This window comes from Actinacidiphila sp. DG2A-62, assembly GCF_035825295.1.
Taxonomy (GTDB): Bacteria; Actinomycetota; Actinomycetes; order Streptomycetales; family Streptomycetaceae; genus Actinacidiphila.
Genome location: NZ_JAYMGI010000002.1, coordinates 2704854 through 2719014, shown reverse-complemented (window position 1 = coordinate 2719014; position 14161 = coordinate 2704854). Strand labels below are relative to the sequence as shown.

Sequence of the window (14161 nt, the reverse complement as noted above, 5' to 3'; positions counted from 1 at the left end):
CTGGTTCTCAGCTGGTGCTGGGTGACGGATCGCGAGGAGAGACGAGGCAGCGGCGGCGCGCATTGTAAAGAGCGGGCAAAGCCCTGCGGGGATGCGGGCGCGGTCCCGCCCAACGCCCGCACGCGGCCCGCCCGGCACCCGCACGCGCCCCCGCGGCACCCGCACGCGACCCCCCGCCGGACCCGCGAGCGGCCCCCGCCGGACCCGCGAGCCGACCCTGTGGATAACCAGGCGAGGGCAGTGGACCGGGGCCCCTAGAATTGGCCGCGTGACCGACAACACTCAGCGCCCCGACGGGCCGAACCGCACCCCCGAACTGCCGACCCAGTACACGCCGGCCGAGGTAGAGGGGGCGCTGTACGAGCGCTGGGTGGAGCGCGGTTACTTCGAGGCCGACGCCAAGAGCGACAAGCCCGCGTACGCCATCGTCATCCCGCCGCCGAACGTCACCGGGAGCCTCCACCTCGGGCACGCCTTCGAGCACACGCTGATCGACGCGCTGACCCGCCGCAAGCGCATGCAGGGGTACGAAACCCTCTGGCAGCCCGGCATGGACCACGCCGGTATCGCCACGCAGAACGTGGTGGAGCGCGAACTGGCCAAGGAGGGCAGGTCGCGCCACGACCTCGGCCGCGAGGCGTTCGTCGAGCGCGTGTGGCAGTGGAAGGCGGAGTCCGGCGGCCAGATCGCCGGCCAGATGCGCCGCCTGGGCGACGGCGTGGCGTGGAGCCGCGACCGCTTCACGATGGACGAGGGCCTGTCGCGCGCCGTCCGCAGCATCTTCAAGAAGCTCTACGACGACGGCCTGATCTACCGCGCCGAGCGGATCATCAACTGGTGTCCGCGGTGTCTGACCGCGATCTCCGACATCGAGGTCGACTACCAGGACGACGACGGCGAGCTGGTCTCGCTGCGCTACGGCGACGGCGACGAGAGCCTGGTCGTCGCCACCACCCGCGTCGAGACGATGCTCGGTGACACCGCGGTCGCCGTCCACCCCGACGACGAGCGCTACCGCCACCTGGTCGGCAAGCGGATCAAGCTGCCGCTGACCGACCGCACCATCCCGGTGGTCGCCGACGCCCACGTGGACCCGGAGTTCGGCACCGGCGCGGTCAAGGTGACGCCCGCGCACGACCCGAACGACTTCGCCATCGGCCAGCGGCACGGCCTGGAGTCGCTGACGATCATGGACGAGCGCGCGGTCATCACCGCGCCGGGGCCGTTCCAGGGCCTCGACCGGTTCGAGGCCAGGTCGGCGATCGTCGCCGCGCTGCGCGAACAGGGCCGGGTCGTCGCCGAGAAGCGGCCGTACGTCCACTCGGTCGGCCACTGCTCGCGCTGCGGCACCACGCTGGAGCCCCGGCTGTCGCTGCAGTGGTGGGTCAAGGTCGAGACGCTGGCGAAGGCCGCGGGCGACGCGGTGCGCGACGGACGGGTCGCCATCCATCCCGCCGACCTGTCGCAGCGGTACTTCGACTGGGTCGACAACCTCAACGACTGGTGCATCTCGCGCCAGTTGTGGTGGGGCCACCGCATCCCCGTCTGGCACGGTCCGAACGGCGAGATGGTGTGCGTCGGCCCGGACGAGGAGCCGCCGGCCGGGGACGGCTGGAGCCAGGACACCGACGTCCTGGACACCTGGTTCTCCTCCGCCCTGTGGCCGTTCTCCACGCTCGGCTGGCCGGAGCAGACCCAGGACCTGGCGAAGTTCTACCCGAACGCGGCCATGGTGACCGGCTACGACCTGATGTTCTTCTGGGTCGCGCGGATGATGATGTTCGGCCTGTACGCGATGGACGGCGTCGAGCCGTTCGGCACCATCGCCTTCCACGGCATGGTCCGCGACGAGCACGGCAAGAAGATGTCCAAGTCCTTCGGGAACGCGGTCAACCCGCTGGACTGGATGGACACGTACGGCTCGGACGCGGTGCGGTTCACGCTCGCCCGCGGCGCCAACCCGGGCATCGACGTGCCCATCGGCGAGGACTGGGTCCAGGCGTCCCGGAACTTCGCCAACAAGATCTGGAACGCCACCCGGTTCGCCCTGATGAACGGCGCCACCGTGCAGGGCCCGCTGCCGGACGCCGCGCGGATGTCGGCGGCCGACCGCTGGATCCTGTCCCGGCTGAACGCGGTGCTCGCCGACGTCGACGCGTACTACGACGACTACCAGTTCGCCAAGCTGTCCGACGCGCTGTACCACTTCGCCTGGGACGAGGTCTTCGACTGGTACGTCGAGCTGTCCAAGACCGTCTTCCAGGCCGGCGGCGAGGCCGCGCGGGTCTCCGGCCGGGTGCTCGGCGAGGTCCTCGACGTGACGCTGCGGCTGCTGCACCCGGTCGTGCCGTTCGTCACCGAGACGCTGTGGACCGCGCTGACCGGCGGCGAGTCCGTGGTGATCGCCGACTGGCCGCGGGCGGCGGTGGTCCCCGGTGCGGGGGAGGAGGGCGCCCGGGCGGGCGGCTTCCGCGACGCGGCGGCCGAGGCGGAGATCGCCGAGGTGCAACGGGTGGTCACCGAGGTCCGCAGGTTCCGCTCCGACCAGGGCCTGCAGCCGGGCCAGCGGGTGCCGGCCCGGCTCACCCTGGACGGCACCGGCCTGGCCCCGCACGAGGACGCCATCCGGCAGCTGCTGCGGCTCCAGCCGGCCGGCGAGGGCTTCCACGCCACCGCGACGCTGCCGGTGGCCGGCGCGAGCGTCGAGCTGGACCTGTCCGGCACCATCGACGTGGCCGCCGAGCGCAAGCGGCTGGCCAAGGACCTCGCGGCGGCCGAGAAGGAGAAGGCGGACACCACGAAGAAGCTCGGCAACGAGGCGTTCCTCGCCAAGGCGCCCGAGCCGGTCGTCGCCAAGATCCGCACCCGTCTGGCGGCGGCCGAGGCGGACATCGCCCGCATCACCGCGCAGCTCGCCGGGCTGCCGCAGGCGTAGCGCGGACGCCCGCGGCGCCGCCGCCGGGGGCGCCGCGCACACAGCGGGCCGGGGCCGGAAGGCCCCGGCCCGCTGCGTAGACTGGACGCCGTGAGCCAGGTTCCCCCGCACGACCCCCGCGACCCCGTCGACGACCCGGCCGGCGACGGCGACTCCTACGGCCGCGACCCGTTCGACGGCGAGAGCTTCGACGGCGAGAGCTTCGACGGCGGTGTCGACGGCGACGGCGGCGACGACGCGGGCCGGGGGACCCGCGACCGCGAGATCCGCGACGTGGACATGGCGGTGATCGAGGCCGGCAGCCGGACCCTGCGCGCCGACGTCGCCCCGCCCGCGCCCGAGGACGACGTCCCGGCCCGCCCGGCCGACCCGGAGGTCGACCGCGCGCTGCGCGCGGTCGAGGAGGAGCTGCTCGGCCGCTGGCCCGAGACCCGGCTGGAACCCTCGCTGGACCGGATGACCGCGCTGATGGACATCCTCGGCGAGCCGCAGCGCACCTACCCGGCGATCCACATCACCGGCACCAACGGCAAGACCAGCACCGCCCGGATGATCGAGCGGCTGCTGCTCGCCTTCGAGCTGCGCACCGGCCGCTACACCAGCCCGCACGTGCAGTCGATGACCGAGCGGATCAGCCTGGACGGCCGGCCGATCGCCCCGGAGCGGTTCGTCGAGACCTACCGCGACCTTCAGCCGTACATCGCCATGGTCGACGCCGCGCAGCCGCACCGGATGTCGTTCTTCGAGGTGCTCACCGGCATGGCCTACGCGGCGTTCGCCGACGCGCCGGTGGACGTCGCCGTGGTCGAGGTCGGCATGGGCGGCGGCTGGGACGCGACGAACGTGGTGGACGGCCAGGTCGCCGTGGTCACCCCGATCGCCCTGGACCACACCGACCGGCTCGGCGGCACGCCCGGCGAGATCGCGGTCGAGAAGTCCGGGATCATCAAGAAGGACGCCACCGCGGTGCTCGCCGCCCAGCCCGCCGACGCCGCCCGCACCCTGCTGGCGCGCGCCGCCGACACCGGCGCGACGGTCGCCCGCGAGGGCGCGGAGTTCGGCGTGGTGCACCGCGAAGTGGCGGTCGGCGGGCAGCTGCTCACCCTCAAGGGCCTGGGCGGTGAGTACGAGCAGGTGTTCCTGCCGCTGCACGGCGCCCACCAGGCGAGCAACGCGGCGGTCGCGCTCGCCGCGGTCGAGGCGTTCTTCGGCATCGGCAGCCTGCACCTGCGCACCCTGGACCAGGACACGGTGCGCGCCGCGTTCGCCGCGGTCACCTCGCCCGGCCGGCTCGAAGTGGTCAGGCGCAGCCCGACCGTGGTGCTGGACGCCGCGCACAACCCGGCCGGCGCGCAGGTCACCGCGGCGGCGCTCGGCGAGGCGTTCGGCTTCAGCCGGCTGGTCGGCGTGGTCGGGCCCAGCGGCGACAAGGACGTGCGCGGCCTGCTGGAGGCGTTCGAGCCGGTCTTCGCCGAGGTCGTGGTGACCCGCAACTCCACCACCCGGGCGATGGACGTGGACGAGCTGGCGGCGCTGGCCGTCGAGGTGTTCGGCGAGGAGCGGGTGCAGGTGGAGCCGCGGCTGGACGACGCGCTGGAGGCGGCCGTCGCGCTGGCCGAGGAGGAGGGGGAGTACGCCGGCGCCGGCGTACTCGTCACCGGATCGGTCATCACCGTCGGGGAGGCCCGGCTGCTGCTCGGGCCGCAGGGCAAGAAGAACGCTTGAGGACTTGAGGGACTGAGGGGTACCGGGCCATGCGGACGCTGTGTTCGAGCACGCTGATCGGCGAGTTCTTCGTCATCGGCTTCGCCGGGCTGGTCGCGATGAAGCACCCCGACCTGACGATGGGCACGGTGTGGACCGTGTGCGGCATCGCCATGGCGGTGTGCGTGCTGCTGTGCGGGATGCTCTCGCGCCCCGGCGGCCTCGCACTGGGCTGGGTGCTCCAGGCGGGCCTGATCGCCAGCGGATTCGTCGTCGGTACGATGTTCTTCCTCGGAGTCGTCTTCGCCGCGCTGTGGTGGGCGTCCATCCACTACGGGCGCAAGGTCGACGAGATCAAGGCGCGTGACGCGGCGTCGGCCGCGTAAAGCGATTCTTGTAGGCTCTTCGTACTTTTCCCGGGCGGTTCTGGACGCCGTCCGGGGAATTCCGCGAGAGCGATCCCGAGCACCGCCGCTTCACTCCTCAGCTTCACCTCCTCAGAGCTTCCACCGCTTCCACGCACCGCAGACACCCTGGAGCCGTACCGTGTCCCAGCGCACCCTTGTCCTCCTCAAGCCCGACGCCGTGCGACGCGGCCTGATCGGCGAGGTCCTCGGCCGGATCGAGCGCAAGGCCGGCTGGACGGTGAGTGCACTGGAGCTGCGCACCCTGGACCGCGCCACCTTGGAGCAGCACTACGCCGAGCACGTCGGCCGCCCGTTCTACGAGCCGCTGATGGAGTTCATGTCCTCCGGCCCGTCCGTCGCCCTGGTGGTCGAGGGCGAGCGGGTGATCGAGGGCGTGCGCACGCTGGCCGGCCCGACCGACCCGATCGCCGCGCCGCCCGGATCGGTGCGCGGCGACTTCGGCACCATCGTGCGGGAGAACCTCATCCACGCCTCGGACTCCGAGGAGTCCGCCGAGCGCGAGATCAAGATCTTCTTCCCCGGACTGGCGTAACGACGCGTGCTTCGGGAACCAAACACACCGACACGGCGTCACCATTACTGAGGTCCGCTGTGTGTTCTGATGACAATGGCGTCGGAACCCCGACACCGCGTCCGTCCGGGCGCGACTACGATGGAACCTCCGCTCACGCTCGGGAAGGCCAGACGTATCCCCATGGCTAACAACATGTCGTTCATCGGCCGTGACATGGCTGTCGACCTCGGGACCGCCAACACGCTGGTGTACGTCAGGGGCCGCGGGATCGTACTGAACGAGCCGTCGGTCGTGGCGGTCAACACCAACACCGGCGGCATTCTCGCGGTCGGCGCCGAGGCCAAGAAGATGATCGGCCGCACCCCCGGCAACATCGTCGCGGTGCGTCCGCTGAAGGACGGCGTCATCGCCGACTTCGAGATCACCGAGCGGATGCTGCGGTACTTCATCCTCAAGATCCACCGCCGCCGCTACATGGTCCGCCCGCGTGTGGTGATCTGCGTGCCCTCGGGCATCACCGGCGTGGAGCGCCGCGCGGTCATCGAGGCCGCGACGCAGGCCGGCGCGCGCACCGTGCACATCATCGAGGAGCCGATGGCCGCCGCGATCGGCGCCGGGCTCCCGGTGCACGAGGCCACCGGCAACATGGTGGTCGACATCGGCGGCGGCACCACCGAGGTCGCCGTCATCAGCCTCGGCGGCATTGTCACCGCGCAGTCCATCCGGGTGGCCGGCGACGAGCTGGACAACGCGATCATCCAGCACGTCAAGAAGGAGTACAGCCTGCTGCTCGGCGAGCGCACCGCCGAGCAGATCAAGCTGACCATCGGCTCGGCGTTCGCCTCCAAGGGCGACGACGAGCACACCGAGATCCGCGGCCGCGACCTGGTCAGCGGACTGCCCAAGACCGTGGTGATCTCCGCGGGCGAGGTCCGCAAGGCCATCGAGGAGCCCGTCAACGCGATCGTGGACGCGGTGAAGACCACGCTCGACAAGTGCCCGCCCGAGCTGTCCGGCGACATCATGGACCGCGGCATCGTCCTGGCCGGCGGCGGCGCGCTGCTGCGCGGCCTGGACGAGCGGCTCAAGGACGAGACGGGCATGCCCATCCACATCGCGGAGACGCCGCTGGACTGCGTCGCCCTCGGCGCCGGCAAGTGCGTCGAGGAGTTCGAGGCGCTGCAGCAGGTCCTCGACGCCGCGCCCCGCAGATGACCGCACCGGCAGCCGCCGGCGACGCCCCGCGACACCCCGCAGCACCCCGCACAGTAGCTCCGACCGGCCGCGGCCCTCAGCGGCGGCGGGTCCGACAGGAAGGCACGGACTGGCGCCCGTGAGGGACACAAAGGAGAGCCGGCTTCTGCTGGTGCTGCTGGTGGTGGTGGCGTTCGCGCTGATCACCGTGGACATCCGCGGCGGGGAGAACTCGCCGATGGACCGTCCCCGGCAAGCGGCGCAGTCCGTCTTCGGCCCGGTGGAGAACTCGGTGGCCGGCGCGGTCGACCCGGTCGGCAACGCCATAGACGCGGTACGCGACTCCGGCGACCGCAGCAGCACCATCACCCGGCTCCAGCGGGAGAACGAGGCGCTCAAGCAGCAGCTCGGCAGCAAGGACGTCACCCGCAACCGGGCCCAGGAGCTGGACAAGCTGCTGAAGACCGCCGGCGCCGGGCAGTACACCATCAAGGCCGCGCAGGTCATCGCCATAGGAGCGGCCCAGGGCTTCTCCTGGACCGTCACCATCGACGCGGGCAGCCACGACGGCATCAGCCGCGACATGACGGTCATCAACGGCGACGGCCTGGTCGGCCGCGTCACCACCGTCGGTCCCGCCACCTCCACCGTGCTGCTGGCCAACGACCCCGACTTCACCGTCGGCACCCGGCTGGAGAAGTCCATGGAGCTGGGCTTCGCCACCGGCCAGGGCAACCGGCCGATGCAGGTCCAGCTGCTCAACGGCAAGGCCGACGTGCACAAGGGCGACCGCCTGGTCACCTTCGGCTCCGAGGCGGACAAGCCGTTCGTGCCCGGCGTGCCGGTCGGCAAGGTGATCGGCATCCAGCCGTCCGCGGGCAACCTCACCAAGACCGTGCAGGTGCAGCCGTTCGTCGGCTTCACCCGGCTGGACGTGGTGGGCGTCGTCGTGGTCGGGCCGCGCACCGACCCGCGCGACAGCGTCCTGCCGCCGCGGCCGACCACCCCGCCGCCGGCCAAGCCCAAGCCGACCGGCGGCGCCACGCCCAGCGGCGGCGCCACGCCCAGCGGCGGCGCCACGCCGACCGGCGACACCTCAGCGACCGGCGACACCTCAGCGACCGGCGGCAACCAGCCCGGCACCCAGCAGGACGGCGAGCAACCGGACGCCGCCGGGCAGGGGACCACCCCCGGCCTCGAACCCACCCCGACGAACAGCAGCGGGGACTGAAACCCATGCGCCTCAACCGAATCGTCCTGTCCACCGTCCTGGTGGTCATCGCCATGGTCGTCCAGGTCAGCGTGCTGGCCCGGCTGCACCTGCCCGGCGCGGTGCCCGACCTGCTGCTGCTCACCGTGCTCGGCCTGGCCATCGCCTACGGCCACGTCGGCGGCAGCCTGGTCGGCTTCTTCGCCGGACTGCTCGCCGACATCGCCCCGCCGGCCGACCACGCCGTGGGCCGCTACGCCCTGGTGCTCTGCGTGATCGGCTACGCGGCCGGCCTCGCCAAGCCCGAGAGCGGCCAACTGCGCACCGCCGCCGGACCGATGATGGTCGTCATCGGCGCCGCGATCGGCACCACCCTGCTCTACGCCGGCGTCGGCAGCCTGGTCGGCGACACCGCCGGCGCCCATGTGGGCCTGGCCAAGCTGGTCTTCACCGCCGCGCTCTACGACCTGCTGCTCGCGCCCTTCGTGGTGCCGCTGGTGATGGCGCTGGCCCGCAGGTTCGACCACGACCCGCTCGCCGAGGACGCCGCCGGCGGCTTCGGCGGCAGCCGGGGCGGACGCGGCGGCCGGGGCGGGCGCTTCGGCGGCAGGAGCGGCGGCAGCCGGCTCGGCAGCGGACGGCTGGGCGGGGGACGCCTGGGCGGCGGACCCGTGGGCGTCGGACGGCTCGGACGGGCGGGCCGGTTCGGCCGGACCGCCGGCGCCGGCCGGAGCGGGGCCGGCTGCGCGGCTCCGACGGGGTCGCCGCGCCGCGCGGCATGTTCGGCCGGTCGGCCAAGCCGGTGACGATGCCCAAGGGAGCACGACGGTGAGCAACATCCCGGAGACCGGGCGCACCACCCGCGTCACCATCCGGCTGGTCATCCTCCAGGTCCTGGTCGTCTCGCTGCTGCTCACCCTCGGCGGCCGGCTGTGGTACCTCCAGATCCGCAACGGCCAGGAGTACGACGAGAAGGCCGCGAGCAACCACATCCAGCAGGTCGTCACCCCCGCCGTGCGCGGCGCGATCTTCGACGACCACGGCGTGCCGCTCGCCGACAACGAGACCCGCCTGGTGGTCTCGGCCAGCCGCACCGACCTGCTCAAGCAGGCCGACGACGGCAAGGCCGTGCTCACCCGGCTGGCCGGCGTGCTCGGCATGAAGCCGCAGGACGTGCTGGACAAGGTCCGGCTGTGCGACGCCAAGACCCCCAAGCCGTGCTGGAACGGTTCCCCGTACCAGCCCATCCCGATCACCGACGCCGCCACCACCCAGCAGGCGCTGCAGATCATGGAGCGCCGCGAGGACTTCCCCGGCATCACCGCCGAACCCACCGCGGTCCGCCGCTACCCCGGCCCCGACAAGTCCAATACCGCGCAGGTCCTCGGCTACCTCGGCCCGGTCACCGACGAGGAGGTCGCCGCGTCGGAGAAGACCGACACCCCGCTGCTGCGCGCCGACCAGATCGGCCGCTCCGGCCTGGAGAGCGTCTACGACCGGCAACTGCGCGGCAAGGCCGGTGTCACCCGCTACCAGGTCGACAACCTCGGCCGGGTCATCGGCTCCGCCGGCGACACCCCCGCGCAGCCCGGCAGCAACCTCGTCACCAGCATCGACGCCCGCGTCCAGGCGGTGACCGAGAAAGAGCTGAACGACGCGATGGTGGCCGCCCGCAAGACCTTCGACACCGTCAGCGGCGAGAACTACAAGGCCGACTCCGGCGCCGCGGTCGTGATGGACAACCACACCGGTCAGATCATCGCCATGGCGAGCCTGCCCACCTACGACCCCAACGAGTGGGTCGGCGGCATCTCCGCCAAGGACTACGCGGCGCTCACCGACACCAAGTCGGACTACCCGCTGCTCAACCGGGCCATCCAGGGCCAGTCCGCGCCCGGCTCCACCTTCAAGGTGATCTCCACCTCGGCCGCGATCAACGCCGGCTACCCCGAGGACGGCGGCTACCCCTGCACCTCCTCGATGACCATCGGCAACCGCGTCTTCAAGAACTTCGAGAACGAGAGCTTCGGCGACATCTCGCTCGGCCGGGCCCTGGAGGTCTCCTGCGACACCGTCTTCTACGGCATCGCCTACGACCAGTGGAAGAAGGACGGCGGCACCGACCCCAAGCACCCCAAGGACTGGTTCTTCAAGACCGCCCACCAGTTCGGCCTCGGCGCCAAGACCGGCATCGACCTGCCCGGCGAGGTCACCGGCCGGGTCCCGGACCGCAAGTGGAAGCGCGAGTACTACGACCAGATGAAGGACTACTGGTGCCGTACCGCCAAGGCCCACAAGAACGACAAGGACCCCAGCCTCGACGTCCAGATCGCCGTCGAGAACTGCCCCGACGGCTACGTCGTCCGCGCCGGTGACTCGGTCAACTACGCCATCGGCCAGGGCGACACCCTGGTCACCCCCGTCCAGATGGCCCGCATCTACGCCGCGCTGGCCAACGGCGGCACCCTCTACCAGCCCAGCATCGGCAAGGCCGTGATAAGCGCCGACGGCAAGACCGTCACCCCCATCAAGCCGAAGGTGTCGGGCAAGCTCCCGGACAGCAAGTCCACCCTGAAGTACATCGACAAGGCGCTGGCCGGCGTGGTCACCGAGGGCACCGCCGACTGGAAGTTCGGCGGCTGGCCGCAGGACAAGATCCCGCTGCACGCCAAGACCGGCACCGCCGAGGTCGCCGGCAAGCAGACCACGTCCTGGTTCGACACCTACACCAAGGACTACACGATCGTCATGACGATCTCCCAGGGCGGCACCGGCTCCGGCGGCTCCGGCGAGGCCGTGCGCCGCATCTACGAGGCGATGTACGGCATCAAGAAGGACACCGGCGAGATCGACCCGAGCAAGGGCCTGATGCCCAAGCCGGTCACCTCGCTGCCGAAGATCTCCGGCGACGGCGTCGTCGAACACGCCTCCGCCGCCCTGCCCGCCCCGCCGCTGGTGCTGCTGCCCGACGCCCCGCAGCACACCGCGGGCGACGCCGGGCCGGCCCTCGCCGCGCTCACCCCGACCCGCACCGAGAAGCTGCTGTACGGCAGGAAGTACACGGCATGAGCGCGCACACCTACTCCGTCCGCCGGTTCTCGCCGGAGAAGTCCGCGCTCGGCAAGCTGTTCGCGCGCGACTCCCTGGTGCGCCGGATGGACTGGCTGCTGCTGTTCGCGTCCCTGGTGCTGTGCGGCATCGGCACGCTGCTGGTCTACTCCGCGACCCGCAACCGCACCAGCCTCACCCACGGCGACCAGTACTACTTCCTGATCCGGCACCTGATGAACGCCGGCATCGGCCTGGGCCTGGGCGCCGGCGCGGTCGCCATAGGGCACCGGCGGATGCGCAGCATCGTGCCGTTCCTCTACGGGCTCTCGCTGCTGGGCCTGCTCGCCGTGCTCAGCCCGCTGGGCTCCACCGTCAACGGCGCCCACTCCTGGATCGTCATCGGCGGCGGCTTCTCCCTGCAGCCCTCGGAGTTCGTGAAGGTCTCGCTGATCATCGGCATGGCGATGGTGCTCTCGGCGCGGGTCGACGCGGGCGACAAGGCGCACCCCGACCACCGCACGGTGCTCCAGGCGCTGGGCCTGGCCGCGGTGCCGGTGGTGATCATCCTGATGATGCCGGACCTCGGCTCGGTGATGGTGCTCGCCGTCATCATCCTCGGCGTGCTGCTCGCCTCCGGCGCGTCCAACCGCTGGGTGTTCGGCCTCATCGGCGCGGGCATCGTCGGGTCGCTGCTGGTCTGGCAGCTCGGCATCCTCGACAAGTACCAGATCGACCGGTTCGCCGCGTTCGCCAACCCGGCGCTGGACCCCTCGGGCGTCGGCTACAACACCAGCCAGGCGCGGATCGCGATCGGCTCCGGCGGGCTGCTCGGCAAGGGACTGTTCCACGGCAGCCAGACCACCGGGCAGTTCGTGCCCGAGCAGCAGACGGACTTCGTGTTCTCCGTGGCCGGCGAGGAACTCGGCTTCGTCGGCGCGGTGTTCATCATCGCGCTGATCGGCGTCATCCTCTGGCGCGGCTGCGCGATCGCGCGCAACGCGACGGACCTCTACGGCACGATCGTCGCCGCCGGGGTGGTGGCGTGGTTCGCGTTCCAGTCCTTCGAGAACATCGGCATGACCCTCGGCATCATGCCGGTCACCGGCATCCCCTTGCCCTTCGTCTCCTACGGAGGGTCCTCCATGTTCGCGAACTGCATCGCCATAGGGCTGCTGCAGTCGGTGAAGATGCAGCGGCCCATGTCGGCGTGACGCCTCCCGCGCGGCAACCGGCCCCGCGCCGCGGTCGCTCGCGCGGTTCCCCGCGCCCCTGAGCAGGTCACGCCCGGCGTCAGGGGGAGGGGGAGGTGTTACGGTCGAGCATGGGCCGCAGGTTCACGGAGACGGAACGGAAGTACGACATCGCGGACGCCGCGGATGTCGCGGATGTCGCGGACGCCGACGCGACGTACGAGCGGCTGGATCTGGCCGGCGTCGCGGACACCCGCGAGGAAGCCCCCGTCCGGCTGGACGCCGTGTACTACGACACGCCCGCGCTGGACCTCGCCGCCCACCGCGTCACCCTGCGCCGCCGGACCGGCGGAGACGACGCCGGCTGGCACCTGAAGCTCCCCACCGCGACCGCCGACGCCCGCACCGAGGTGCACGCCCCGCTCGGGGACGCGGAAGCGGACGGGGCCGGCGACCCCGACGCCCCGCCCGCCGAACTCCGCGCGGAGGTCGCCGCGCTGATCAGGGGCCGCCCCCTGACCCCCGTCGTCCGCCTGCGCACCACCCGCCGCCGGGTCCTCCTCCTCGACGCGAGCGCCAGCGCCGGCAGCAGCGCCGACATCGCCGCCGATATCGACGCCGGCGCCGGAGCGGGCGCCCTCGCCGAGATCGCCTACGACGAGGTCACCGCTGACCCCGGCGCCCAGCGCTGGGCCGAGATCGAGGTCGAACTCGGCCGCGGCGACCCCGCGTTGCTCGACGCGATCGAGGAACGCCTGCTCGCCGCCGGCGCCCGCCCCTCCGCGTCCCGCTCCAAACTCGCCCGCGCCCTCGGCGACCGCGTCACCCCGGCCCCGCGCCCGCCGCGCGCCCTGCGGACCGCCGGCGACGTCGCGCTCGCGTACCTGCACGCCCAGTACGCCGCGCTGCTCGCCCTCGACCCCGCGGTGCGCCGCGCCGAGGAGGACGCGGTGCACCGCATGCGCGTCGCCACCCGCCGCGCCCGCAGCGCGCTCAAGAGCTTCCGCCGGGAACTGGACCGCACCGCCACGAACCCGCTGGGCGCCGAGCTGAAGTGGTGCGCCGCCGCGCTCGGCGGCGAACGCGACCGCGAGGTCCTCGCCGAGCGCCTGCACCGCAGGCTCGCCGAACTCGACGCCGAACTGCACGCCGCATCCGACGCCGGACCCCACGCCGGACCCCACGCCGGACCCCACGCCGAATCCGACTCACAGTCCTCGCCGCTCACGGCCGCTGCCGCCGACGCCGCCCGCCGCCGTATCGGCACGTACGCGACGCCGGACCGTACGGCCCCCGCCCGCACGCCTCGCGCGAACGCGAACGCGAGCGCCACCGCCGGCGCACCGCCCGAGATGGCCGGCGCCCGCTACTTCGCCCTGCTCGACGCCTTCCAGGCGCTGCTCGCCGCCCCGCCCTACCTGCGCGCCGCCGCGGCACCCGCCGCGCCCGCCGCCGCGGCCGTCCTGCGGCGCGACCACGCGCGGCTGCGGCTCGGCGTCGAGGAAGCCCTCGCGACGGACCCGGGCGACGCGCGCGACACCGCGCTGCACGAAGCCCGCAAGGAGGCCAAGCGCGCGCGGTACTCCGCCGAGGCCGCCGAGGCCGTGCTCGGCGCCGAAGCCGCCGCCCACACCACCCGGATGAAGCAGGTGCAGCAACTCCTCGGCGAGCACCAGGACAGCGTGATGTGCCGCACCGCCGTCGCCGCCCTGCGCGCCGCCGCCGTCGCGGCGGGGGAGGACCCGGCGCCGTACGACGCGATCATCCGCCGCGAACGCGCGCTCGCGGCCGACGCCGAGGCCCGCCTGCCCGAGGTCTGGCAAGCCGCGCGCCAGGCGCCCTGAGCCGGACGCGCCCGCCGCCCCCTGCCGCCCCCGAGCCGCCCGCCCCCGCCGCCGCCCCGGGCTCCGCGGCGGCTCGGGTACCCTTGAGGGT

10 protein-coding genes are annotated in these 14161 nt (G+C 72.4%); all 10 read left to right on the top strand.

What is annotated here, in order from left to right:
- Nucleotides 1–268: 268 nt before the first annotated feature.
- Nucleotides 269–2935 (top strand): valine--tRNA ligase, encoded by a 2667-nt coding sequence (locus VSR01_RS12100; protein ID WP_326449259.1) that lies wholly within the window; start codon nt 269–271, stop codon nt 2933–2935.
- Nucleotides 2936–3025: 90 nt separating this feature from the next.
- Nucleotides 3026–4660 carry a bifunctional tetrahydrofolate synthase/dihydrofolate synthase gene (folC, locus tag VSR01_RS12095; protein WP_442785440.1) on the top strand — a complete coding sequence of 545 codons (1635 nt, stop codon included), beginning with the start codon at nt 3026–3028 and terminating at the stop codon, nt 4658–4660.
- Between the two features lie 29 nt (nt 4661–4689).
- On the top strand, nt 4690–5025 hold the full coding sequence (locus tag VSR01_RS12090; RefSeq protein ID WP_326449258.1) for a DUF4233 domain-containing protein: 336 nt from the start codon (nt 4690–4692) through the stop codon (nt 5023–5025).
- Nucleotides 5026–5185: 160 nt separating this feature from the next.
- Nucleotides 5186–5599, top strand: a complete 414-nt coding sequence (gene ndk, locus VSR01_RS12085) for a nucleoside-diphosphate kinase (protein ID WP_326449257.1) — start codon at nt 5186–5188, stop codon at nt 5597–5599.
- Nucleotides 5600–5773: 174 nt separating this feature from the next.
- The gene (locus tag VSR01_RS12080) at nt 5774–6796 is read left to right on the top strand and encodes a rod shape-determining protein (protein ID WP_326453607.1); all 1023 of its coding nucleotides are present in this window, start codon (nt 5774–5776) and stop codon (nt 6794–6796) included.
- A gap of 118 nt (nt 6797–6914) precedes the next feature.
- Entirely contained in the window at nt 6915–8006 is a 1092-nt protein-coding gene (mreC, locus tag VSR01_RS12075) for a rod shape-determining protein MreC (protein ID WP_326449256.1), read from the top strand.
- A 5-nt stretch (nt 8007–8011) separates the two neighbouring features.
- Nucleotides 8012–8791 carry a rod shape-determining protein MreD gene (gene mreD, locus VSR01_RS12070; protein WP_326449255.1) on the top strand — a complete coding sequence of 260 codons (780 nt, stop codon included), beginning with the start codon at nt 8012–8014 and terminating at the stop codon, nt 8789–8791.
- 22 nt (nt 8792–8813) lie between these two features.
- Entirely contained in the window at nt 8814–11054 is a 2241-nt protein-coding gene (gene mrdA, locus VSR01_RS12065; protein WP_326449254.1) for a penicillin-binding protein 2, read from the top strand.
- Nucleotides 11051–12247, top strand: a complete 1197-nt coding sequence (gene rodA / locus VSR01_RS12060; protein WP_326449253.1) for a rod shape-determining protein RodA — start codon at nt 11051–11053, stop codon at nt 12245–12247. The genes mrdA and rodA overlap by 4 nt, the downstream gene beginning before the upstream one ends.
- A 110-nt stretch (nt 12248–12357) precedes the next feature.
- Nucleotides 12358–14070, top strand: coding sequence for a CYTH and CHAD domain-containing protein (locus VSR01_RS12055; RefSeq protein WP_326449252.1), 1713 nt, complete (start codon nt 12358–12360; stop codon nt 14068–14070).
- The last annotated feature ends 91 nt before the right edge of the window (nt 14071–14161 follow it).